This is a genomic window from Bradyrhizobium genosp. A (genome assembly GCF_049949275.1).
Lineage (GTDB): Bacteria > Pseudomonadota > Alphaproteobacteria > Rhizobiales > Xanthobacteraceae > Bradyrhizobium.
This window is the reverse complement of record NZ_CP188196.1, coordinates 254,685-276,113: the sequence shown is the minus strand read 5'-3', so window position 1 is coordinate 276,113 and position 21,429 is coordinate 254,685. Positions and strand designations below refer to the sequence as shown.

Here is a 21,429-nt window from a genome sequence, read left to right as displayed (position 1 = left end):
TGAAGGCCCGGCTGGTGGCCTCGCCCTTCGAGACGCCGCGCAAGCGCGGCTCCTCAGGGTGAGGGTCGTCGTTCGTAGCGCAATATTTCCGTTGGTGTCCGTAGACCGTTCGCCTACTTCGCCCGCTTCTGCTCGATCGCGTCCCAGATCTTGGCTGCTACATCCGGGCCGCCGAGCCGCGCGATGGCGCGGATGCCGGTCGGCGAGGTCACGTTGATCTCGGTGAGATTGCCGTTGATGACGTCGATGCCGACGAACAGCAGTCCGCGCTCGCGCAGCGCCGGGCCGACGGTGGCGCAGATCTCGCGCTCGCGCGGGGTCAGCTCGGTCTCCTTCGCCGCGCCGCCACGCACCATGTTGGAGCGGAGGTCATCGGCGGCCGGCACGCGGTTCACCGCGCCCGCGAACTCGCCATTGACCAGGATGATGCGCTTGTCGCCGAGCTTCACCTCGGGGATGAACTGCTGGATCACCCAGGCTTCTTTGAAGGTGACCGAGAACATGTCGAACAGCGAGCCGAAATTCATGTCCTGCGGCATCACGCGGAATACCGCGGCGCCGCCATGGCCGTGCAGCGGCTTCATCACGACCGCACCGACCTTGTCGCGGAACGCGTTGATCTCGTCGAGGTCGCGCGAGATCAGGGTCGGCGGCATCAGCTGCGGAAAATTCATCACGAACAGCTTTTCGGGCGCGTTGCGCACCGAGGCCGGATCGTTGACGACCAGCGTCTTCGGATGGATGCGCTCGAGCAGGTGCGTCGAGGTGATGTAGGCGAGATCGAACGGCGGATCCTGGCGTAGCAGCACGACGTCAAAGCCGTTCAGCGCCTCGCGCCTGGGCTCGCCGAGGGTGAAATGATCGCCGGGCTCGTCGCGCACCGTCAGGAACTGGACGGGCGCGACGATCTCATCGCCGACCATCGAGAGCTTGTCGGGCGTGTAATAGGACAGGCCGTGGCCGCGCTTCTGCGCCTCCAGGAGCAGCGCAAAGGTGGAATCGCCCTTGATGTTGATGCGGGCGATGGGGTCCATCTGGACGGCGACGTTCAATTTCATGGTCTGCCTTTCAGGTCGAGGCGTCGAATGCCGCCAACACATGGCGTGGAAGTGATCGCGGCGCAATCAGCATGGCGTCGAATCGCAATTCGAATTCCGCATGCTCGGGATGCGTGACAAGCCAGCCCTGCGCGGCGTCGATGATGCGCCGCTGCTGGCGCGGCGTCACCGCATAGGCGGCCTCATCGAGGCTGGCGCGCGCCTTGACCTCGACGAAGGCGATCAGGTTGCGACGGCGTGCCACGAGGTCGATCTCGCCATGCGGGGTGCGATAGCGCTTGGCGAGGATGCGATAGCCCTTCGCCATCAGGAAGGCTGCGGCGCGGCTCTCGGCCGAGATGCCGGTGCGGAACGCGGCGACGCGCTCGGGCGAGGCCTCTTTTGGTTCCCCGCCGTCAGTCTTCGCCATCGCCGCCCCGCAGATCTTTTGCGAGCTCGAGCGCGCGGGCATAGACCTCGCGGCGCGGCCGCCCCGAGAGCGCCACCGCATGCGCCACGGCGTCCTTGACGCTGTGGGTAGCGAGCTGCTCGCGCAAGAGATCGTCCAGCGCGTCCGCTGTCAGCACGTCGGCATCCGCGGCAGGCGGAGCGATCACCAGCACGAATTCGCCGCGTGTCTCCAGCGTGTCTGCCTCGCGCGCTAGCTCATCGAGCTTCGCGCGTGAAATCTCCTCGTGCAGTTTTGTCAGCTCGCGGCAGATTGCGGCTTCACGCGTGCCCATGATCTCGGCGAGATCGGCAAGCGTATCCTGCACCCGGTTGCCGGATTCGAACATCACCAGCGTCGCGTCGATGCGGGCAAGTTCAGTGAGGCGCGACCGCCGCGCGGCGGATTTCGACGGCAAAAATCCCTCGAAGAAGAAGCGGTCGGTCGGCAGGGCTGCAACCGACAGCGCCGCCAGCACCGAGGACGGGCCCGGCAGGGCATAGACCGCATGGCCGGCGGCGCAGACCTCGCGCACCAGCTTGTAACCGGGATCAGAGATCAGCGGCGTGCCGGCATCCGAGACCAGCGCGACCGAGCCGCCAGCGGCAAGCGCCTCCAGGATCTTTGGGCGGGCGGCCTCCGCATTGTGCTCGTGATATTGCTTGAGCTGCGCCGAGATGTCGTAACGCTCGGTCAGGCGCCGCGTGATGCGGGTGTCCTCGCAGGCGATGACGTCGACCCCGGCCAGAATCTGCAGCGCGCGCAAGGTGATGTCGCCGAGATTGCCGATCGGGGTCGCGACCAGATAGAGGCCGGCGGCCGGCTTCGGCACAGCGAGCCGGTGGGCGTCGATGGAGAAACCGCGCGGGGCGGCGTCGGTGCCTTCAGGCGTATTTATCGGGGCCGGCTTTGCGCGCATAATCAATCGAACTTAGGCATGATCCCGAGGGCTGGGAACCGGTCCTTCGAAAAAGATCGTGCCGAGCCAAGATATTGAGACTTGATACTGAGACTTGATACTGAGACTTGGACGAGGAAGGATTGGAATGTGATCCATCCGGCATCACATTCCCCAGGGGAATGAAGCGTCAGCGCCATATTCGCGGCGGAAACCCCGCCTTGATGCTGGATGACGGACGGCGAACAGCCAGCCAGGAAACGAGGGCAGTCGCGTTAAGCGGTCATTATCCTTTTGTTTTGGTTAACTATTTGCCGACAATATGCCTGAATCCGCGGCTTGTGTCGCGGACAAGAATGTTGTGACTGGCCGGCTGCGGCTGGTCAGAAGAGAACCTGCCATGGTCGGCCCGCGTGATTTGAAGTCTCCCGTTCAGGGGCCCCGTTTCTTGGGGGCGACCCGGCGGAGTGCGCTTGGCCTGCTGCTCGGCACGCCCTTGCTGTCGGCCTGCGCCGGCGTGCAGCAGAGCCTCAGCCAGTTTTCCAACCCGTTCTCGAGCTCCTCGCCGCCGCCGGCCCAGCCGGCCGGGCCACCGCAGCAGGCGACGACCGCCGGCACCGGCGGCGTGAAGGTTGCCGTGATCCTGCCGCTCTCGGCCGCGGGCAATGCCGGGCTTGCCGCGAAATCCATGCGCAACGCTGCCGAGATGGCGCTGGCCGAGTTCCAGAACCCGAACATCCAGCTCCTGATCAAGGACGACAATGGCAGCCCGCAGGGCGCGCAAGCCGGCGCGCAGCAGGCAGTCGAGGAAGGCGCCGAGATCATTTTGGGGCCGCTGTTTGCACAGTCGGTCCCGGCCGTGGCGCAGGTCGCGCGCACGCGCGGCATCTCGGTGATGGCATTCTCCACGGATTCGAGCATCGCCGGCCGCGGCGTCTATCTGCTCAGCTTCCTGCCGGAGTCCGACGTCAATCGCATCATCGAATATTCCGCCAGCATCGGGAAACGCTCGGTCGCCGTGCTCGTGCCCGACAATGCCTATGGCAATGTCGTCGAAGCCGCGGTGAAGGCCGCGGTGCCCAGGCGCGGCGGACGCATCGTCGCGTTCGAGAAATACGGCGCCGATCGCGCCACGCCGGCGCGCACCGTCGCGCAGCAGCTCGGCAGCGCGGATGCGCTGTTCATTGCCGATGACGGCGATGCCGTCGTCACGGTGGCGGATGCGATGACCGCGGCAGGCGCGAATTTGCGCAACATCCAGCTGCTCGGCACCGGCCTGTGGGACAGCCCGCGTGTCTATGCCAGCCCGGCGCTGCAGGGCGGCCTCTACGCCGCGCCGGATCCTGCCGGTTTTCGCGCATTCGCCGGCCGTTACCGCACCAAATACGGGGCCGAGCCGATCCGCACCGCAACGCTCGCCTACGACGCGGTCGCGCTCGTCGCCGCGCTCGCGCGCACCCAGGGCACTACGCGCTTCTCGTCCGACGTGCTCACCAACCCCTCCGGTTTCGCCGGCATCGACGGCCTGTTCCGCTTCCGGGCCGACGGCACCAATGAACGCGGGCTCGCGGTGATGAAGGTGACGACGGGCGGCGGTGTCGCGGTCGCGGGTTCGCCGAAGAGTTTTGGGGCGTAAATGAGCTGCCGTAGGGTGGGCAAAGGCGCGCGCTTGCGCGCTGTGCCCACCATCTCTCAACAAATTCGCATGGAATTGGTGGGCACGCTTCGCTTTGCCCACCCTACGAGATCTCGCTACGCGGCGAGATCTGCGACCACCGCGTCCAGCACCGGAAATCCGCTGCTCGTCACGCGCAACCGTCCCGTCGTGTCGACGGTGATCGCGCCTTCCTCGCGCAACAGCGCGATGCGCTTGGGGTCGAGCGGGCGGCCGGAGAGGGCTCTGTAGCGCTCGGGGTCGATACCTTCGGCGAGGCGCAATCCCATCAGCAGGAATTCGTCGGCGCGTTCTTCGCTGTTGAGGAGATCGTCGGTGACGACGCCGTCGCCATTGGTCTCAACGCGCATTAGCCAGGCTTCGGGACGCTTCTCGGTGGCGGTGGCGTGTCTGATACCGTCGATGTCGAGGCGGCCATGCGCGCCGGGACCGATGCCGGCATATTCCTCGCCGCGCCAGTAGACCAGATTGTGCCGGCACTCGGCGCCGCGCCGCGCGTGGTTGGAAATCTCGTAAGCGGGCAGGCCGAGCTTGTCGCAGGTCTCCTGCGTCACGTCATAGAGCGCGCGTGCGACTACTTCGTCGGGCGTTTTCAGCTTACCGGCCTGGTGCAGGCCGAAGAACGGCGTGCCTTCTTCGATCGTCAGTTGATAGAGCGACAGGTGCTCGGCTGCTTCATCGATCGCAAGGCGCAATTCATCGGCCCACATCGCCGGCGTCTGGTCAGGGCGGGCGTAGATCAGGTCGAACGAGTAGCGGTCGAACGAGCGGCGCGCGATCGCAACTGCATCGAGCGCCTCGCGCGCGCTGTGCATGCGGCCCAGCGCCTTCAGCGAGACGTCGTCGAGTGCCTGCACCCCAAGCGAGACGCGGTTGACGCCGGCGGCGCGATAGCCGGCAAAGCGCGTGGCTTCGACACTGGTCGGGTTCGCCTCCAGCGTCACTTCGACGTCGTTGGCAACAGTCCAGTGCTTGCCGATCGCGTCGAGCACGGCGCCAACGGTTGCCGGCTGCATCAGCGACGGCGTGCCGCCGCCGAGGAAGATCGAGGTGACCTCGCGGCCGGGCGAGCGCTGTGCGGTCGTTTCAATTTCACGCGCGAAGGCGGAGGCAAATCGCGCCTCGTCGATCGCGGCGTGGCGGACATGGCTGTTGAAGTCGCAATAAGGGCACTTCGACAGGCAGAACGGCCAATGCACGTAGACGCCAAAGGCTTCCTTAGCGCGGCTCAAGGCAGATCTCCGCCAGTTTCACGAAAGCGCGGGCGCGGTGCGATAGGCCGAGGCCGAGCGGCGGCAGGCCGTGCTTCTCGATGCTGGTCATCTCGCCGAAGGTGCGGTCGTAACCATCAGGCAAAAACATCGGATCGTAGCCGAAGCCGGCGGTGCCGCGCGGCGGCCACACCAGCGTGCCGTCGACACGCGCCTCGACCTCTTCGAGATGATCGTCGGGCCAGGCGACGCAGAGCGCGGAGACGAAATGGGCCTTGCGCTTGTCCGGCGTGGTGGCGCCGCGCTCCTGCAGCAGACGCTCGATCTGCGCCATCGCGGCAGCGAAGTCTTTGCTCGGACCAGCCCAGCGTGCGGAGAAAATGCCGGGCGCGCCGTCGAGCGCATCGACCACGATGCCGGAATCGTCGGCGAAAGCCGGCAACTTCGTCGCCTGCGCCGCTGCGATCGCCTTGATCGCGGCATTGCTGCGGAAATCGTTGCCGGCCTCTTCGGGCTCGGACAGACCGAGCTCGCCGGCCGACACCACCTCGATGCCGTGAGGCGCGAGCAGCTCCTTCATCTCGGCGAGCTTACCGGGATTGTGGGTCGCGATGACGAGCTTTTCGGTGATTCGGCGGTGCATGGGCCTATTGACTACGCGACAGCGAGTTTCTGCAAGTCCACGAGACGCGCGATGCCTTTTTGCGCCAAGGCGATCAGCGCCAGGAACTCGTCCTGCGTGAACGGCTCGCGTTCCGCGGTGCCCTGCACCTCGATGATGCGGCCATCGCCGGTCATGACGAAATTGGCGTCGGTCTCGGCCTCCGAATCCTCGGCATAGTCGAGATCCAGCACCGGCTTGCCCTGATAGATGCCACAGGAGATCGCGGCGACGTTGTCGCGCATCACGTTGGCCTTGATCATGTTGCGCGTCTTCATCCAGTTGATGCAGTCGGCGAGCGCGACCCAGGCGCCGGTGATTGAGGCGGTACGCGTGCCGCCGTCGGCCTGGAGCACGTCGCAATCGACCGTGATCTGGCGCTCACCGAGCGCTTCGAGATCGACGATGGTGCGCAACGAACGCCCGATCAGGCGCTGAATCTCGACGGTGCGGCCGCTCTGCTTGCCTGCGGCCGCTTCGCGGCGGGTGCGTTCGGAGGTCGCGCGCGGCAGCATGCCGTATTCGGCAGTGACCCAGCCGCGGCCCTGGCCCTTCAGCCAGGGCGGCAGGCGGTCTTCCAGCGTGGCGGTGACCAGCACATGGGTGTCGCCGAACTTCACGAGGCAGGAGCCTTCTGCATATTTGACCACGCCGCGCTCAAGCGTCACGGGACGCAATTCGTCGGGCGCACGGCGGCTTGGCCGCATGGGAAATCCTCCAAAACTCTCGGAAAAGGGCTATTCGCGGTGCTTGTAGGTGGGGTGAGGGTGGGCGGCAAGGGGGAAGATCAGGCCTTGTTCACCCCTCGATTTCATGTCCGCAAAAGCCACGCTTGTCAGAACTGTCCGGGAGGGACAAATTATGAGCATCTGAGAGGAGTTATCGTCTGTGTCCCATCACGATCCGATCCATCTGATCGCGCCGCACGCAGGCCTCGCCCAGCTCAACGAGCGTTCCCGCGACATCTTTCGTCAAATTGTCGAAAGCTACCTCGCGACCGGCGAGCCGGTCGGCTCGCGCAATATCTCGCGCCTGATCGCGATGCCGCTGTCACCGGCCTCGGTCCGCAACGTCATGGCCGATCTGGAACAGCTTGGCCTGATCTATGCCCCGCATACGTCTGCGGGCCGGCTGCCGACGGAACTCGGCCTGCGCTTCTTCGTCGACGCCCTGATGCAGGTCGGCGACCTCAACGAGGCCGAACGGGAGTCGATCCAGAGCCAGCTCGCCAGTGTCGGCCACGCCCAATCGGTGGAGGCGGCACTGGATCAGGCCTTGACCCGGCTGTCCGGCCTGACGCGCGCCGCCGCGGTGGTGTTGACGCCGAAATCCAATGCGCGGCTGAAGCACATCGAATTCGTCCGGTTGGAACCCGAGAAGGCGCTGGTGATCCTGGTCGGCGAGGACGGCCAGGTTGAAAATCGGGTGCTGACGCTGCCGCCGGGGGTTCCCTCCTCGGCCATCACCGAAGCCGGCAATTTCCTCAACGCACGAATTCGCGGCCGGACGCTGGCCGAGGCGCGGCTCGAGCTGGAAACCGCGCTCGCAGAGGCCCGCGCCGAGCTGGATCAGCTCACTCAGAAGGTGATTTCGGCCGGGATTGCGAGCTGGTCCGGCGGCGAGAATGAGGACCGCCAGCTCATCGTCCGCGGCCACGCCAATCTGCTGGAGGATCTGCACGCGCTGGAGGATCTCGAGCGTGTTCGCCTGCTGTTCGACGATCTCGAGACCAAGCGCGGCGTGATCGACCTGTTGGGGCGCGCCGAAACCGCCGAAGGCGTGCGGATCTTCATTGGCAGCGAGAACAAGCTGTTTTCGCTGTCGGGCTCCTCCACCATCATCTCGCCCTATCGGGATGCCGCTGGCCGCATCGTCGGCGTTTTGGGCGTGATCGGGCCGACGCGGCTGAATTATGCCCGCGTCATCCCGACCGTGGACTACGCCGCCCGCATTGTCAGTCGGCTGCTGGGGGGCTGACCGGCATTTGAGCCGATCACGGGCGCTTGATTTTCAGCGCCCGAAGCACGATATCCGGGCCAGCAAAATCCCTAAGACCAGTTCGAAAAGAGAGCCGATGACCGATCGAGACCGGCAACCCGAAGACACGAGTGCTGCGACCGGCGAGCCCGTGGTGTCGAAACCCTACATCATGCCCGATGATCCCGAACCCGGTTCGGTGGAATTGCTGCAGAAGGAAGCCGCCGAGGCGCGCGACCGTATGCTGCGGACGCTGGCCGAGATGGAAAATCTGCGCAAGCGCACTGCCAAGGAAGTCGCTGACGCCAAGCTCTACGGCGTCACCGGCTTTGCCCGCGACGTGCTCGACATCGCCGACAACCTTCAGCGCGCACTCGACGCCGTTCCGGCCGAAGCGCGTGCCACGGCCGATCCCGGCTTGACCGCGCTGATCGAGGGCGTCGAGCTGACCGAGCGCTCGCTGCTCAACGCGCTGGAAAAGCACGGCGTGAAGAAGTTCGATCCGCAGGGCCAGAAGTTCGATCCGAACTTCCAGCAGGCGATGTACGAGGTGCCGGACGCGTCGGTGCCCGCCGGCACCGTCGTGCAGGTCATGCAGGCCGGTTACACCATCGGCGACCGCGTGCTGCGCCCGGCGCTGGTCGGCGTCGCCAAGGGTGGCGCCAAGCCCGCGCCCGCGGCGAACAGCAACGAAGCGAACTGAACGGCGTCAGCTCTCAACCCTCATGGTGAGGAGGCGCGAAGCGCCGTCTCGAACCATGCAGGCCGAGCTGCAGCAGCGGGGCCTATATCCTTCGAGACGCGCGCCAAGAGGCGCGCTCCTCAGGATGAGGGTCTGGCAGAAGCGCGAGCCTTACGCGCTGACCGCGATATCCGCAGACTGAATCCGCTTCACGCCGGCCTTGGCCATGTCAGCCCAGGCCTTGGCGAGCGAACCCTGATTGTCGATGCCACGGCAGGCGTCTTCCACGACATAGGCCTCGAAACCCGCCTTGCGCGCATCGAGCGCGGTCCAGGCGACGCAGAAATCCGTCGCGAGACCGGCAACGAAGACGCGCTTGATCTTGCGTCCCCTAAGGTAGCCGGCAAGTCCGGTCGAGGTCTTGCCGTCGGCTTCGAGGAATGCCGAATAGCTGTCGACGTCCTTGTGAAAGCCCTTGCGGATGATGAGCTCGGCCTGCGGAATCGAAAGATCCTTCGACAGCGAGGCGCCATCAGTGCCCTGCACGCAATGGTCGGGCCATAGCACCTGCTTGCCGTAGGGCAGGTCGATGGTCTCGAACGGCTTCTTGCCGGAATGCACTGAGGCGAACGAGACGTGGCCGGGCGTGTGCCAGTCCTGCGTCATCACCACGTTCGCAAACGCTTTCGCGATTCTGTTGATGACGGGCACGACCTGGTCGCCTTCCTTCACCGCCAGGCTGCCGCCCGGCAGGAAGCAGTTTTGGACGTCGATCACGAGCAGCGCGGAGGTGTCATCCGGCTTGATCGTGGCCGCTGCGAAAAGTGCGGTTGAAGCGAGGCTCGCGAGCGCCGTGGTCCCCAGCGCTGCCAAGATTTGTCGTCGATCAAGCATCGTCCGCCTCCCTCCAAATCATTCAACGGGAGGGAGAGCCTAGTTCCGCGCGCGCGTGAACAGAAGCCCGAAAATGCAGCCGGGTTTTGATGAGCAATCGCGCTTGAGCCGCGGGCTCGGTGCACCTCGCCCGCTTGCGGGAGAGGTCGGCGCAAAGCGCCGGGTGAGGGTTGGATGCAGCTAACCCTTCGGCTGGATGCCGTCGCGCACGGTGCGGAAGCGGGTGAAGGCGTCCGACCACTGGTCGCGCGGCGCGCTGGCGATGATACGGAGCGAAGTGCCGCCGGGCGCGAAGCGGATCCACTGCACCACGGTCACCGGGGTCTTGTCCTTGCCGCTGACGCCGTCGATCCGGGTCTCGAAGCCCGGCTGGCCGTTGATGCGGATCGGCTCGGACATGGTGACGCGGGACTCGCGCACGCCGGGGATCTGGAGCGCGGCTTCCTGGGCGAAGCGGGCGCGGTCGTCGGCCTGCTGCGGGGTGGCGCCGATCAGGCCGAGGATGATGAACGGCTTCGATTCATAGCCCGAGCTCTCGTTGCCGTCGGCCAGGATGATGCTCGAGCCCGGGACCAGCGTGCGGATGTCCTTGAAGCCGGCGAGATCGGTGATCTTGAACGGCATCAGCCCGATCTGCTCGTCAGCCGACACCTCCTTGCGGGTCACCGCGGTCGCAAACATCTGCCGCACCGCGTCGTCGGTGTAGATCTTCGACGCGTTCTCAGGCACCTGCACCGCGACGTAGCCGGAGAAGCCGGTGCCCGGCACGATCATCGAATAGCGCTTCACCGCCGTCGTGCCGGCCTTGCCGCTCTCGGTGGTGAAATAGGCAAGGCCCGCGGGCGTCTCGATCTTGTCCGGCTTGACGCCGTTGCTGCCGGCCGGATTGGCGTTGAAGGCGCCCACGACCTCGCCATAAGCCGCCGGCGGCAGCTCGGTGATCAGTACCTTGACGCTGCCGTCCTCGCTCTCGAAGCCCGGAAAGGTCTTGGCCGTGTTCAGCCCGACCAGGGGCACCATGCCGAGGCGTAAGCCGGGCGGGTAGACGGCGTCGGCGGCAAGCGCCGGAAGGGCCGCGGCAACGAGAAGGGCGAGCGCGGCGAGGGGGCGGGTGAGCTTCATGGGCACTCTGATTGGTTCACATTGAGGCCGTTCGATGGTCGGCCACCGGGCCGCTTTGTCGCGCGCGGCAGCCTCGCGGCGGCGGTCCGGCCGCCTGCCTTTTAGCGGGTTTGGCGCGCCGGTAACAGGGCGGGGTCAATTACGGCGGCGAGGCCGGGCTGAAGCCTGAACCTGTTAATAATTCATCACCCGCAAGGGCGGTGAAGCCTGGATATGATCTTCCAAAACCCAATGTTTTCACGGTCCAAACTTGCGTTCGGTCCTTGCGGGCCCCTCCCCCCCTCCTATATGAGCCTCAACCATCGCAATATCGCGAATGTTTGATCTTAGGGGGTTCGGTTCGGGTGCCTTCTGGGCCTAGCCAACCTGCCGCAAAAACAAGGATATCAGGACCATGGGAAAGGTCATTGGGATCGACCTCGGCACCACGAATTCGTGCGTCGCCGTGATGGATGGCAAGAACGCCAAAGTTATCGAGAATTCCGAAGGCATGCGCACGACGCCTTCGATCGTCGCCGTGACGGACGACGGTGAGCGCCTCGTCGGCCAGCCTGCCAAGCGCCAGGCCGTTACCAATCCCGAGCGTACGTTCTTCGCAGTGAAGCGCCTCATCGGCCGCCGCTACGACGACCCGATGGTCGAGAAGGACAAGAAGCTCGTTCCGTACAAGATCGTGAAGGCGTCCAACGGCGACGCCTGGGTCGAGGCCGACGGCCAGACCTACTCGCCCTCGCAGGTCTCTGCGTTCATCTTGCAGAAGATGAAGGAGACCGCGGAAGCTCATCTCGGCCAGAAGGTCGACCAGGCGGTCATCACCGTTCCCGCCTACTTCAACGACGCCCAGCGCCAGGCCACCAAGGATGCCGGCAAGATCGCGGGCCTCGAAGTGCTGCGCATCATCAACGAGCCGACCGCGGCTGCGCTGGCCTATGGTCTGGACAAGACCAAGACCGGCACGATCGCCGTGTACGATCTCGGCGGCGGCACGTTCGATATTTCCATTCTCGAAATCGGCGACGGCGTGTTCGAGGTGAAGTCGACCAACGGCGACACCTTCCTCGGCGGCGAAGACTTCGACATGCGCCTCGTGGGCTATCTGGCCGACGAGTTCCAGAAGGAGCAGGGCATCAACTTGCGCAACGACAAGCTTGCGTTGCAGCGCCTGAAGGAAGCCGCTGAAAAGGCCAAGATCGAGCTGTCGTCGACGACGCAGACCGAGATCAACCTGCCCTTTATCACCGCGGACCAGACCGGCCCGAAGCATCTGACGATGAAGCTGACCCGCGCCAAGTTCGAGGCGCTGGTCGACGATCTCGTCCAGAAGACCGTCGAGCCCTGCCGCAAGGCGCTGAAGGACGCCGGCGTCACCGCCGGCGAGATCGGTGAAGTCGTGCTGGTCGGTGGCATGTCGCGCATGCCGAAGGTCCAGGAAGTCGTGAAGCAGCTGTTCGGCAAGGAGCCGCACAAGGGCGTCAACCCGGACGAAGTCGTGGCGATCGGTGCCGCGATCCAGGCCGGCGTGCTCCAGGGCGACGTCAAGGACGTGCTGCTGCTCGACGTGACCCCGCTGTCGCTGGGCATCGAGACGCTGGGCGGCGTGTTCACCCGCATCATCGACCGCAACACCACGATCCCGACCAAGAAGAGCCAGGTGTTCTCGACCGCCGAGGACAACCAGAACGCGGTCACCATCCGCGTCTTCCAGGGCGAGCGTGAAATGGCGGCCGACAACAAGATGCTCGGCCAGTTCGACCTGATGGGCATTCCGCCGGCGCCGCGCGGCATGCCGCAGATCGAGGTGACCTTCGACATCGACGCCAACGGCATCGTCAACGTCTCGGCCAAGGACAAGGCGACTGCGAAAGAGCAGCAGATCCGCATCCAGGCCTCTGGCGGTCTGTCGGAAGCCGACATCGACAAGATGGTCAAGGACGCCGAGGCCAATGCCGCGGCCGACAAGCAGCGCCGCGAGGCGGTTGACGCCAAGAACCACGCCGATGCGCTGGTGCACTCCACCGAGAAGGCACTGGCCGAGCACGGTTCGAAGGTCGGCGAGACCGAGCGCCGCGCCATCGAGGATGCCGTCAGCGACCTCAAGGAAGCGCTGAAGGGCAGCGATGCCGAGGCGATCAAGGCCAAGACCAACACGCTGGCCCAGGCTTCGATGAAGCTCGGCGAAGCCATGTACACGCAGCAGGCCGAGGCCGACGCCAAGAGGGATGCGGCCAAGGACGACGTCGTCGACGCGGAATTCACCGAAGTCGACGACGACAAGAACAACAAGAAGTCTGCATAAGCCCGAGAGGGTCATGATGCGGACGGCTTGGACCCCACACGCTCAGTCGGCCTCTCCCCTCAGGGGGGAGGCCTTCGTGTCGGGCTCGACGGGCGGTTTGCCCGTTACGATCAATCAATTCCCCATAGCTATGCTCGATGCTGCCATGCAGCCCTCTGCCGTAACGCGGAAGGCTGCCTATATCGTCGCGTGGCGACGTTGTTTCGCTCCGACTTGAATCGCGATTGGATAGACCGAGTCCGACATGTCCACGTCCACCAAGCGCTGCTATTACGAAACCCTCGAAGTCGAACGCTCTGCCGACGATTCCGTCCTGAAATCGTCCTTCCGCAAGCTTGCGATGAAGTTTCACCCCGACCGCAATCCCGGGGATGACACCAGCGAGGTCAAGTTCAAGGAAATCAACGAGGCCTACGAGGTCCTGAAGGACAAGGACAAGCGCGCGGCCTATGACCGCTTCGGCCATGCGGCCTTCGAGCAGGGCGGTCCTGGCGGCGGCGCCGGCTTCGGCGCGGGCTTCGCCTCCTCTTTCTCCGACATCTTCGAAGATTTGTTCGGCATGGCCGGACAGCGCGGCCGCGGCGGCCGCGAGCGTGGCGCCGATTTGCGCTACAACATGGAAATCACTCTCGAGGAAGCCTTTGGTGGTAAGACCGCGCAGATCGAGATTCCGGTCTCGGTCACCTGCGAGGCCTGCTCGGGTATCGGCGCCAAGGCCGGCACCAAGCCCAAGACCTGCTCGACCTGCGGCGGCGCCGGCCGCGTACGGCAGTCGCAGGGCTTTTTCACCCTCGAGCGCACCTGCCCCGGCTGCCAGGGCCGCGGCCAGATGATCGAGGACGCCTGTCCGTCCTGCGCGGGCCAGGGCCGCGTTACCCGCGAGCGGAATCTGTCGGTCAACATCCCCCAGGGCGTCGAGGACGGCACCCGGATCAGGCTCGCCGGCGAAGGCGAGGCCGGCGTCCGCGGCGGTCCGCCCGGCGACCTCTACATCTTCCTGTCGCTGGCCCAGCACGAGTTCTTCCAGCGCGACGGCGCCGACCTGCATTGCCGCGTGCCGATCTCGATGGTGACCGCGGCGCTCGGCGGTGAATTCGAGGTGCCGACCATCGATAAGGGCAAGGCCAAGGTAAAGGTCCCGGCCGGAACCCAGTCCGCCCGCCGATTCCGCATTGCATCAAAGGGCATGCCGGTGCTGCGCTCGCGCCAGATGGGCGACATGTACGTCCAGGTCGTGGTCGAGACCCCGCAGAACCTCACCAAGAAGCAGCAGGAATTGCTGGCCGAGTTCGAAAAGCTCTCCTCCGGCAACACCCAGCCGGAATCCGAGGGCTTCTTCACCAAGGTCAAGGATTTCTTCGGTAATCGGGCGAATTGAGCCGTCTTGACCGTACCGTCTTCGGCCTATACGTGTTTATGACCATTTTCTGACACGCCGCGGTCACGCGGTCTCGTCCCGTCCGGTCCAGACATGCCATTGCCGTCGTCCGCGCGTGCGTTGAAGAAGCCCCGTCTTGATGACGAGGTGCGCTTTCTAAGGTCGTGGATCGAAAAGCCCCTCCACATGGGCGCGGTGATGCCGTCGGGCAAGCTGCTCGCCCGAACCATGGCTCATTACGTCGACGTCAATTCGGATGCTCCGGTGGTCGAGCTTGGGCCCGGCACCGGCGCCATTACCTCGGCGCTGGTCGAGCGTGGCGTCGACCAGAAGCGCCTCGTCCTCGTCGAATACAATCCCGGCTTCTGTGCGCTTTTGCGCGATCGCTATCCGCAGGCCAAGGTGGTGCAGGGCGATGCCTATCGCCTGCGCGACACGCTCTGGAATGTCCTGAGCGCGCCTGCCTCCGCAGTGGTCTCGGGCCTGCCGCTGGTCACAAAACCGATGCTGACGCGGCTGCGGCTGATCCGCGACGCCTTCACGGCGCTCGCGCCCGGCGCGCCCTTCGTCCAGTTCACCTATGCGGTGGTGCCGCCGATCCCGAAATCGCTGCCCGGCGTGTCCACAGAGGCCTCGGAACGGATCTGGATGAACCTTCCGCCGGCCCGCGTCTGGGTGTATCGCAAGGACTAATTCCGCCGGCTTCCTCTCATGCGCGGCGGGCTCGTTTCGCCGAACGTATTGGATTGGATGTCAGCCCCAAAGATCCTGGTCATTCCCGGCTCGCTGCGCACCGGCTCGCACAACGCGAAGCTGGCCGCGAGCGCCGCCTATGAATTCGCCCAGGCCGGCGTTGACGTCACCCGCATCTCGCTCGCCGATTTTCCGCTGCCGATTTATGACGGCGATCTCCAGGCCAAGTCAGGCGTGCCCAAGCACGCCATCAATCTCAAGCGCATGATCGGTGCGCATCACGGCGTGCTGATCGTCTCGCCCGAATACAACGCCTCGGTGCCGCCGCTGCTGAAGAACGCGCTCGACTGGGTCAGCCGCGTGCAGGAGCTGCACGAGGCGCGTGGCGACGTGTTCCGCAACCGCGCCTTCGCGCTCGCCGGGGCTTCGCAGAGCCGGCTCGGCGCCGCCCGCGCGCTGCAGGCGTTGCGGCTGATCCTGACCTCCTGCCACGCCAATGTGATTGCCAGCCAGCTCACGCTCGCCTTTGCCGACCAGGCCTATGACGATATGGACAGGCTCAAGAACCCGGGCGATATCGACGCCATGAAGGAGATGGTGCGGCAGTTGATCGAATTTTCCCAACGCATGATGTGAGGTGACATGACGCCGGCCGAAATCGCCCCAAAGGACCGCCTGATCGTTGCGCTCGATTTGCCCAGCGTCGACGCCGCGGAGGCGATGATCGCAAGGCTCGGCGACAGCGTCACTTTCTACAAGATCGGCTACCGTCTCGCTTATGCCGGCGGATTGCCGCTGGTCGCCAAGCTTGCCGACAAGGGCAAGAAGGTCTTTCTCGATCTCAAGCTGCACGACATCGGCAACACCGTGACGCAAGGCGTCGAGAGCATCACCAAGCTAGGTGCGACCTTCCTCACCGTGCACGCCTATCCGCAGACCATGAAGGGCGCCGTCGAAGGCCGCGGCGGCTCGAACTTGAAGATCCTCGCCGTCACGGTGCTGACCTCGTACAACGAGGACGATCTGCATGCGGCCGGCTACCGGCTCGGCGTCTCCGAGCTCGTCGAAGCGCGCGCGCAGCAGGCACAGGTGCTCGGCATCGACGGGCTGGTGTCCTCGCCTGAGGAAGTCGGCAGCCTGCGCCAGGTCGTCGGTCACCAGATGCATCTCGTCACGCCGGGGATTCGCCCGGCAGGTTCGGCAACCGGCGACCAGAAGCGCATCATGACGCCCGGTCGTGCGATTGTCGCGGGCGCCGATTATCTCGTCGTCGGGCGGCCGGTGGTGGAAGCCACCGACCCCAAGGCGATCGCTGAAGCCATCCAGGCCGAGATCGCGCAGGCGCTCGGCTAGAGCATGGTCCGGAAAAGTGAGAAGCGGTTTTCCGATCAGATCATGCTCAAATAGGTAACAACACAGGGAGAAGAACAATGGCAAAAGGCTACTGGATCGGGCGCGTCGATGTGAGCAGTGACGAGGGCTACAAGCCCTACTCCGTCGCCAATGGTCCGATCTTCAGGAAATGGGGCGGCCGCTTCGTCGTCCGCGCCGGCAAGTTCACCACCGTCGAGGGCGCCAGCCGGACCCGCAACGTCGTGATCGAATTCCCGGACTACCAGACCGCGATCGCCTGCTACAATTCGCTGGAATACCAGGCCAACATCAAGGTGCGCCAGCCGCACTCGATCGCCGACCTCATCATCATCGAGGGCTATGACGGCCCGCAGCCGTCGGACGGTTGAGACGCGGTCTTTCGCCCTTGCCCCGCAGGCGGAGCCTATCGCCTGTACTAGGGGGGCTACCGAACGTGAGCGGCCTGCATGGTTCGAGACGCCCGCTTTGGCGGGCTCCTCACCATGAGGGTCTGAGATCTCACCGCGATACGTGACCTCATCCTGAGGGCCCGCCGCAGGCGGGCGTCTCGAAGGATGGCCGCAGGCGACCCTGCCTGATCCCCCTCGGTTGCCGGAACTGCATCCCGCCGCTACAACGGCGCCTTAAGAGGATCACACCATGTCAGACATGCGCTTGATTGTTGCTGGAGCCGGCGGCCGGATGGGCCGCGCCCTGACGCGGGCGATTGCCGAGAGCAAAGGCGCGGTGCTGGCTGGTGCGCTGGAGGCGCCGGGCTCGGAGCTGCTCGGCAAGGATGCCGGCGTGCTCGCCGGCCTGCCGGCCAACGGCATCAAGCTGTCCGCTGACCTCTGGGCGATGTCGAAAGAGGCCGACGGCATCCTCGATTTCACCGTGCCGGCCGCGACCATCGCCAATGTCGCGATCGCGGCCGAACGCGGGCTCATCCATGTCATCGGCACCACCGGGCTCTCGGCCTCGGACAACGCCGTGATCAAGAGCGTCACCAACCGCGCCGTCGTGGTGCAATCAGGCAATATGAGCCTGGGCGTCAATCTACTCGCCGCGGTGGTCAAGCGCGTCGCCAAGGCGCTCGACGAGAGTTTCGACATCGAGATCGTCGAAACCCATCACCGCATGAAGATCGATGCGCCCTCCGGCACTGCGCTGATGCTGGGTCAGGCGGCAGCTAGCGGCCGCGGCATCTCGCTCGAGGACAATGCGGAACGCGGCCGCGACGGCATCACCGGCGCGCGCAAGCCGGGCGCGATCGGCTTTGCGTCCTTGCGCGGCGGCACCGTCGCCGGCGAGCACAGCGTCGCCTTCCTCGGCCCGTTCGAGCGCCTGACGCTGTCGCATCTCGCCGAAGATCGCATGCTGTTCGCGCACGGCGCGCTGAAGGCGGCGCTGTGGGCGCACGGCAAGGAGCCGGGGCACTACTCCATGGCCGATGTCCTCGGCCTCGCCGACATCTGAACGAAACATGCAACGGAAATAGTCAATGAGCGAACGTCTTCTCGTGCTGGTGCGGCACGGCCAGAGCGAATGGAATCTGAAGAACCTGTTCACCGGCTGGAAGGATCCTGACCTCACCGAGCTCGGCGTGAAGGAAGCCTCGGAAGCCGGCCGCAAGCTGAAGGCACAGGGCCTCGTGTTCGACGTCGCCTACACTTCGGTGCTGACGCGCGCGCAGCACACGCTCGATATCATTCTTGGCGAGCTCGGCCAGAAGGGCCTGCCGACATCGAAGAACCTCGCCCTGAACGAGCGCGACTACGGCGACCTCTCCGGCCTCAACAAGGACGACGCACGCAAGAAATGGGGCGAGGACCAGGTGCTGATCTGGCGCCGCTCCTACGACGTGCCGCCGCCCGGCGGCGAAAGCCTGAAGGACACGCTGGCGCGCGCGCTGCCGTACTACGTTCAGGAGATCCTGCCCGGCGTGCTCAACGGCAAGCGCACGCTGGTTGCCGCCCACGGCAATTCGCTGCGCGCGCTCATCATGGTGCTGGAGAAGCTGTCGCCCGAAGGCATCTTGAAGCGCGAGCTCGCGACCGGCGTGCCGATCATCTACCGCCTCAATGCGGATTCGACGGTGGCGTCGAAGCTGGATCTGGCATCGTAATCGATCGGGAACTGGTGCGGAGCGGTGCAGAGAGGGCGGGCTTCCATGGGGGACGGTTCAGGACGCAACGGCATCTCCCGGCGTGAAGTGGCCAAGCTCGGCATTGGCCTCGGTTTGATGTCGGCCGCCGGCGCCGGCAAGGCCGCCGAGGCGTATGAGACGATCCTCGAAGCCAGGATCATGGTGCCGATGCGCGACGGCATCAGGCTTGCCACGGATGTCTACCGCCCGGCGCTGAACGGGAAGGCGCTGCCGGGTCCGTTCCCGGTCATTCTCGAACGCACGCCCTATGGCCGCAATATCGTCAGCCGATCCGAATTGTCCGTCGCGGAGCCGGAGCCGAAATCGCGTGCCGAGGTCGGAGCGTTCTTTGCAAGACGCGGCTATGTGGTGATCTATCAGGACTGCCGCGGGCGCTATGATTCCGAAGGCGAGTTCGTCAAATATTTGAGTGATGGAAACGACGGTTACGATTGCTGCAAATGGATCGTGGCGCAGCCGTGGTGCAACGGCAAGATTGGCACCATGGGGCTTTCCTACGCGGCCCATACCCAGGGTGCGCTCGGCTGCACCAATCCGCCAGGCATTGCCGCGATGTTTCTCGACAGTGGCGGCTTTTCCAATTCCTACCAGGGCGGGATTCGCCAGGGCGGCGCCTTCGAGCTGAAACAGGTGACCTGGGGCTTCAACAACGGCATCGTCAGCCCTGCGGTGCAGAACGATCCGGTCCGGCTCGCCGAAATGAAAGCGATCGACCTGAGGGCCTGGTTCGCGCGTATGCCCTGGAAACGCGGCCACTCTCCACTGACGCCCGCTCCGGAGTACGAAAACTACGTCTACGACCAGTGGGAACACGGCAATTTTGACGACTACTGGAAGCAGATCGGCATCCACGCCGCGGGCTATTACGACCAGTTCAGCGACGCGCCGATGGTGCACATGTCAGCCTGGTATGATCCCTATCCGCGCACAGCGACCGAGAATTACATCGGCCTCAAGGCCCGCAAGAAGGGTCCGGTCAGGCTGATCCTCGGCCCGTGGACTCACGGCGATCGCTCGCGGACCTATGCGGGCGACGTCGATTTCGGTCCGGCCGCCACACTCGACGGGAATCTGGCGCCGGACTATCTAAGCCTGAGATTGCGCTGGTTCGACGCCTGGCTGAAGGGTGAGCCCAATGGCGTGGCCGAAGAGCCGCCGGTGCGGATTTTCGTCATGGGCGGCGGCTCCGGGCGCCGCAACGCTGCGGGCCGGCTCGACCATGGCGGGCGCTGGCGAGCCGAAAAGGACTGGCCGATCCCTGACGCGCGCAATACATCCTATCATCTGCACGAGAACGGCCTGCTGGCGCCGGAGCCGCCAGCCGCAGCAACCGCGCCGCTCACCTTCGATTTCGATCCGGCGCATCCAGTGCCGACGATCGGCGGCACCGTGACCTCAGGTGCTCCGGTGATGGTCGGGGGGGCCTTCGACCAGACCGAAGGGCCACGCTTCTTCGGCTCGCGTGAGCCTTATCTTCCGCTGGCCGCCCGCCCCGACGTGCTGGTTTTCGAGACGCCTGTGCTCGATCGGGACATCGAAATCACCGGGCCGATCGTGGCTCGCCTCTGGATTTCGTCCGACCAGCCCGATACCGACATCACCGTCAAGCTGATCGACGTCTATCCATCGTCAGCCGATTATCCGCAGGGCTTTGCCATGAACCTGACAGATGGCATCCTGCGGCTCCGCTATCGCAATTCTTGGGAGAAGCCCGAGATGCTGCAGCGGGGCGTACCCGTTGCAGTGACGGTGGAGACTTTCCCCACCGCCAATCTCTTCAAGCGCGGGCACCGCATCCGGCTCGATATCTCGTCGAGCAACTTTCCTCACTTCGACGTCAATCCGAACACCGGCGCACCCGAGGGCAAGGGCCTGTCGCGGCGGGTGGCCCGCAACAGCATCTATGTGGACCGCGATAGGCCGTCGCACGTGGTGTTGCCGATTATCCCCGAGCGCTCGTGATCGGCTGACGGTCAACGCCTCAAATGGAAAGACGCATCGGCGGCGTGCGCGGCGATTATTGCGCGACTTGCCCGGCCTCCCAGCCCAGCATCGCCTGCTTGCGGGTGATGCCCCAGTGATAGCCGGTGAGCGTGCCGCTCTTGCCGAGCGCGCGGTGGCAGGGCACGACGAAGGAGACCGGGTTCTTGCCGACGGCAGCACCGACGGCGCGCGAGGCCTTCGGATTGTTGATGTTGCAGGCGATGTCGGAATACGACACCGCACGTCCCATCGGGATCTTCAACAGCGTCTCCCACACCCGCACCTCGAAATCGGTGCCGATCATCACCACCCGCAGCGGCTGGTCCGGCCGCCACAGTTTCGTGTCGAAGATGCGCTGCGCCAGCGGCGCGGTGCCTTCGTGATCTTCCACGTAAGTGGCCTTTGGCCAGCGCCGCGTCATGTCGGCGAGCGCGGCCTTCTCCTCGCCGGGATCGGCAAAGGCGAGACCCGAGAGACCGCGATCGGTCGCGATCACGATCGCGGTGCCGAACGGCGAGGGATGGAAGCCGTAGCGCAAGGTGAGGCCAGCGCCGCCGTTCTTCCATTCACCTGGAGACATCGCTTCATGGGTGACGAAGAGATCGTGCAACCGGCCCGGCCCCGAGAGGCCCGAGTCGAGCGCGGCATCGAGGATGCTCGCGGAGTCCCGCAGCAGACCCTTGGCGTGATCCAGGGTGAGCGCCTGCATAAAAGCCTTCGGGGTGATCGAGGCCCAGCGGCGGAACAGATGGTGCAGCTCGTCCGGCGTGACGCCAGCCGCATCGGCCATCGCCTCAATGGTCGGCTGCGCGCGCCACTTCTCCGAGATGAAGGCGATCGCCCGGCGCACGGAATCATAGTCGCGCAGCGCGGCGTTCTGGGTGCCCGGCTTGGCCAGGCGCTTGTCATGTATGGCGAGTGTCATCATGACCGGAAATGTAGGAGAGGGGAGGC

At 65.0% G+C, this 21,429-nt stretch carries 21 protein-coding genes; 12 read left to right on the top strand and 9 right to left on the bottom strand.

The window, feature by feature from the left end; translation table 11 throughout:
* Window positions 1-113: 113 nt before the first annotated feature.
* The 3 genes from gshB to rsmI are packed head-to-tail and all read right to left on the bottom strand — an operon-like array spanning window position 114 to window position 2,404.
* Window positions 114-1,058, bottom strand: coding sequence for a glutathione synthase (gshB, locus tag ACP2YP_RS01220; protein ID WP_426421847.1), 945 nt, complete (start codon window positions 1,056-1,058; stop codon window positions 114-116).
* Between the two features lie 10 nt (window positions 1,059-1,068).
* On the bottom strand, window positions 1,069-1,467 hold the full coding sequence (locus ACP2YP_RS01215; RefSeq protein ID WP_426421846.1) for a YraN family protein: 399 nt from the start codon (window positions 1,465-1,467) through the stop codon (window positions 1,069-1,071).
* Window positions 1,454-2,404, bottom strand: coding sequence for a 16S rRNA (cytidine(1402)-2'-O)-methyltransferase (gene rsmI / locus ACP2YP_RS01210; RefSeq protein ID WP_426421845.1), 951 nt, complete (start codon window positions 2,402-2,404; stop codon window positions 1,454-1,456). Before rsmI ends, ACP2YP_RS01215 begins: the two co-directional genes overlap by 14 nt.
* Before the next feature lie 379 nt (window positions 2,405-2,783).
* On the opposite strand from rsmI, the gene ACP2YP_RS01205 reads away from it, so the two are divergent.
* Complete coding sequence (locus ACP2YP_RS01205; RefSeq protein WP_426421844.1) at window positions 2,784-4,019, top strand: penicillin-binding protein activator; 1,236 nt, start codon at window positions 2,784-2,786, stop codon at window positions 4,017-4,019.
* A gap of 116 nt (window positions 4,020-4,135) precedes the next feature.
* On the opposite strand, the gene hemW is transcribed toward ACP2YP_RS01205, so the two are convergent.
* The 3 genes from hemW to rph are packed head-to-tail and all read right to left on the bottom strand — an operon-like array spanning window position 4,136 to window position 6,637.
* Window positions 4,136-5,290, bottom strand: coding sequence for a radical SAM family heme chaperone HemW (hemW, locus tag ACP2YP_RS01200; protein ID WP_426421843.1), 1,155 nt, complete (start codon window positions 5,288-5,290; stop codon window positions 4,136-4,138).
* Entirely contained in the window at window positions 5,277-5,912 is a 636-nt protein-coding gene (gene rdgB, locus ACP2YP_RS01195; protein WP_426421842.1) for an RdgB/HAM1 family non-canonical purine NTP pyrophosphatase, read from the bottom strand. Before rdgB ends, hemW begins: the two co-directional genes overlap by 14 nt.
* Window positions 5,913-5,923: 11 nt before the next feature.
* Window positions 5,924-6,637 (bottom strand): ribonuclease PH, encoded by a 714-nt coding sequence (rph, locus tag ACP2YP_RS01190; protein ID WP_148777231.1) that lies wholly within the window; start codon window positions 6,635-6,637, stop codon window positions 5,924-5,926.
* 181 nt (window positions 6,638-6,818) lie between these two features.
* Between rph and hrcA the strand changes: the two genes are divergently transcribed.
* Both hrcA and grpE read left to right on the top strand, forming a co-directional pair.
* A complete protein-coding gene (gene hrcA, locus ACP2YP_RS01185; protein ID WP_426421841.1) occupies window positions 6,819-7,907 on the top strand; it encodes a heat-inducible transcriptional repressor HrcA in 1,089 nt (362 codons plus the stop codon).
* A gap of 97 nt (window positions 7,908-8,004) precedes the next feature.
* A complete protein-coding gene (grpE, locus tag ACP2YP_RS01180; protein ID WP_426421840.1) occupies window positions 8,005-8,610 on the top strand; it encodes a nucleotide exchange factor GrpE in 606 nt (201 codons plus the stop codon).
* Between the two features lie 150 nt (window positions 8,611-8,760).
* Here grpE and pncA read toward each other — a convergent pair whose 3' ends face one another.
* Window positions 8,761-9,483 (bottom strand): bifunctional nicotinamidase/pyrazinamidase, encoded by a 723-nt coding sequence (pncA, locus tag ACP2YP_RS01175; protein WP_426421839.1) that lies wholly within the window; start codon window positions 9,481-9,483, stop codon window positions 8,761-8,763.
* Window positions 9,484-9,663: 180 nt separating this feature from the next.
* Window positions 9,664-10,605, bottom strand: coding sequence for a hypothetical protein (locus tag ACP2YP_RS01170; protein WP_426421838.1), 942 nt, complete (start codon window positions 10,603-10,605; stop codon window positions 9,664-9,666).
* A 394-nt stretch (window positions 10,606-10,999) separates the two neighbouring features.
* Between ACP2YP_RS01170 and dnaK the strand changes: the two genes are divergently transcribed.
* The 9 genes from dnaK to ACP2YP_RS01125 all read left to right on the top strand — a co-directional run bounded on the left by dnaK (window position 11,000) and on the right by ACP2YP_RS01125 (window position 20,454).
* Window positions 11,000-12,901 (top strand): molecular chaperone DnaK, encoded by a 1,902-nt coding sequence (dnaK, locus tag ACP2YP_RS01165; protein ID WP_426421837.1) that lies wholly within the window; start codon window positions 11,000-11,002, stop codon window positions 12,899-12,901.
* A 244-nt stretch (window positions 12,902-13,145) separates the two neighbouring features.
* The gene (dnaJ, locus tag ACP2YP_RS01160) at window positions 13,146-14,279 is read left to right on the top strand and encodes a molecular chaperone DnaJ (RefSeq protein ID WP_426421836.1); all 1,134 of its coding nucleotides are present in this window, start codon (window positions 13,146-13,148) and stop codon (window positions 14,277-14,279) included.
* 93 nt (window positions 14,280-14,372) lie between these two features.
* The gene (locus tag ACP2YP_RS01155) at window positions 14,373-14,972 is read left to right on the top strand and encodes a class I SAM-dependent methyltransferase (RefSeq protein ID WP_007598495.1); all 600 of its coding nucleotides are present in this window, start codon (window positions 14,373-14,375) and stop codon (window positions 14,970-14,972) included.
* Window positions 14,973-15,029: 57 nt separating this feature from the next.
* A complete protein-coding gene (locus ACP2YP_RS01150) occupies window positions 15,030-15,608 on the top strand; it encodes an NADPH-dependent FMN reductase (protein ID WP_426421835.1) in 579 nt (192 codons plus the stop codon).
* A 6-nt stretch (window positions 15,609-15,614) separates the two neighbouring features.
* Window positions 15,615-16,325, top strand: coding sequence for an orotidine-5'-phosphate decarboxylase (gene pyrF / locus ACP2YP_RS01145; protein ID WP_426421834.1), 711 nt, complete (start codon window positions 15,615-15,617; stop codon window positions 16,323-16,325).
* A 77-nt stretch (window positions 16,326-16,402) separates the two neighbouring features.
* Window positions 16,403-16,714, top strand: a complete 312-nt coding sequence (locus ACP2YP_RS01140) for a DUF1330 domain-containing protein (protein ID WP_426421833.1) — start codon at window positions 16,403-16,405, stop codon at window positions 16,712-16,714.
* Between the two features lie 271 nt (window positions 16,715-16,985).
* Window positions 16,986-17,801: a 4-hydroxy-tetrahydrodipicolinate reductase gene (gene dapB / locus ACP2YP_RS01135; protein ID WP_426421832.1), complete on the top strand. Its 816-nt coding sequence runs from the start codon at window positions 16,986-16,988 to the stop codon at window positions 17,799-17,801.
* A 25-nt stretch (window positions 17,802-17,826) separates the two neighbouring features.
* Window positions 17,827-18,450, top strand: a complete 624-nt coding sequence (locus ACP2YP_RS01130) for a 2,3-bisphosphoglycerate-dependent phosphoglycerate mutase (protein WP_426421831.1) — start codon at window positions 17,827-17,829, stop codon at window positions 18,448-18,450.
* Between the two features lie 45 nt (window positions 18,451-18,495).
* On the top strand, window positions 18,496-20,454 hold the full coding sequence (locus ACP2YP_RS01125; RefSeq protein ID WP_426421830.1) for a CocE/NonD family hydrolase: 1,959 nt from the start codon (window positions 18,496-18,498) through the stop codon (window positions 20,452-20,454).
* A gap of 55 nt (window positions 20,455-20,509) precedes the next feature.
* On the opposite strand, the gene ACP2YP_RS01120 is transcribed toward ACP2YP_RS01125, so the two are convergent.
* Entirely contained in the window at window positions 20,510-21,403 is an 894-nt protein-coding gene (locus ACP2YP_RS01120; RefSeq protein ID WP_426421829.1) for a methylated-DNA--[protein]-cysteine S-methyltransferase, read from the bottom strand.
* Window positions 21,404-21,429 lie beyond the last annotated feature (26 nt).

Bases quoted from the DNA above. Each gene is read 5' to 3' on its own strand.
- ACP2YP_RS01120 (WP_426421829.1), bottom strand. From the start codon at position 21,403: ATGATGACACTCGCCATACATGACAAGCGCCTGGCCAAGCCGGGCACC.
- ACP2YP_RS01170 (WP_426421838.1), bottom strand. From the start codon at position 10,605: ATGAAGCTCACCCGCCCCCTCGCCGCGCTCGCCCTTCTCGTTGCCGCG.
- dnaK (WP_426421837.1), top strand. From the start codon at position 11,000: ATGGGAAAGGTCATTGGGATCGACCTCGGCACCACGAATTCGTGCGTC.
- ACP2YP_RS01205 (WP_426421844.1), top strand. From the start codon at position 2,784: ATGGTCGGCCCGCGTGATTTGAAGTCTCCCGTTCAGGGGCCCCGTTTC.
- pyrF (WP_426421834.1), top strand. From the start codon at position 15,615: ATGACGCCGGCCGAAATCGCCCCAAAGGACCGCCTGATCGTTGCGCTC.
- dapB (WP_426421832.1), top strand. From the start codon at position 16,986: ATGTCAGACATGCGCTTGATTGTTGCTGGAGCCGGCGGCCGGATGGGC.
- rph (WP_148777231.1), bottom strand. From the start codon at position 6,637: ATGCGGCCAAGCCGCCGTGCGCCCGACGAATTGCGTCCCGTGACGCTT.
- grpE (WP_426421840.1), top strand. From the start codon at position 8,005: ATGACCGATCGAGACCGGCAACCCGAAGACACGAGTGCTGCGACCGGC.
- ACP2YP_RS01150 (WP_426421835.1), top strand. From the start codon at position 15,030: ATGTCAGCCCCAAAGATCCTGGTCATTCCCGGCTCGCTGCGCACCGGC.
- ACP2YP_RS01130 (WP_426421831.1), top strand. From the start codon at position 17,827: ATGAGCGAACGTCTTCTCGTGCTGGTGCGGCACGGCCAGAGCGAATGG.
- ACP2YP_RS01140 (WP_426421833.1), top strand. From the start codon at position 16,403: ATGGCAAAAGGCTACTGGATCGGGCGCGTCGATGTGAGCAGTGACGAG.
- rdgB (WP_426421842.1), bottom strand. From the start codon at position 5,912: ATGCACCGCCGAATCACCGAAAAGCTCGTCATCGCGACCCACAATCCC.
- pncA (WP_426421839.1), bottom strand. From the start codon at position 9,483: ATGCTTGATCGACGACAAATCTTGGCAGCGCTGGGGACCACGGCGCTC.
- gshB (WP_426421847.1), bottom strand. From the start codon at position 1,058: ATGAAATTGAACGTCGCCGTCCAGATGGACCCCATCGCCCGCATCAAC.
- dnaJ (WP_426421836.1), top strand. From the start codon at position 13,146: ATGTCCACGTCCACCAAGCGCTGCTATTACGAAACCCTCGAAGTCGAA.
- ACP2YP_RS01215 (WP_426421846.1), bottom strand. From the start codon at position 1,467: ATGGCGAAGACTGACGGCGGGGAACCAAAAGAGGCCTCGCCCGAGCGC.
- ACP2YP_RS01155 (WP_007598495.1), top strand. From the start codon at position 14,373: ATGCCATTGCCGTCGTCCGCGCGTGCGTTGAAGAAGCCCCGTCTTGAT.
- ACP2YP_RS01125 (WP_426421830.1), top strand. From the start codon at position 18,496: ATGGGGGACGGTTCAGGACGCAACGGCATCTCCCGGCGTGAAGTGGCC.
- rsmI (WP_426421845.1), bottom strand. From the start codon at position 2,404: ATGCGCGCAAAGCCGGCCCCGATAAATACGCCTGAAGGCACCGACGCC.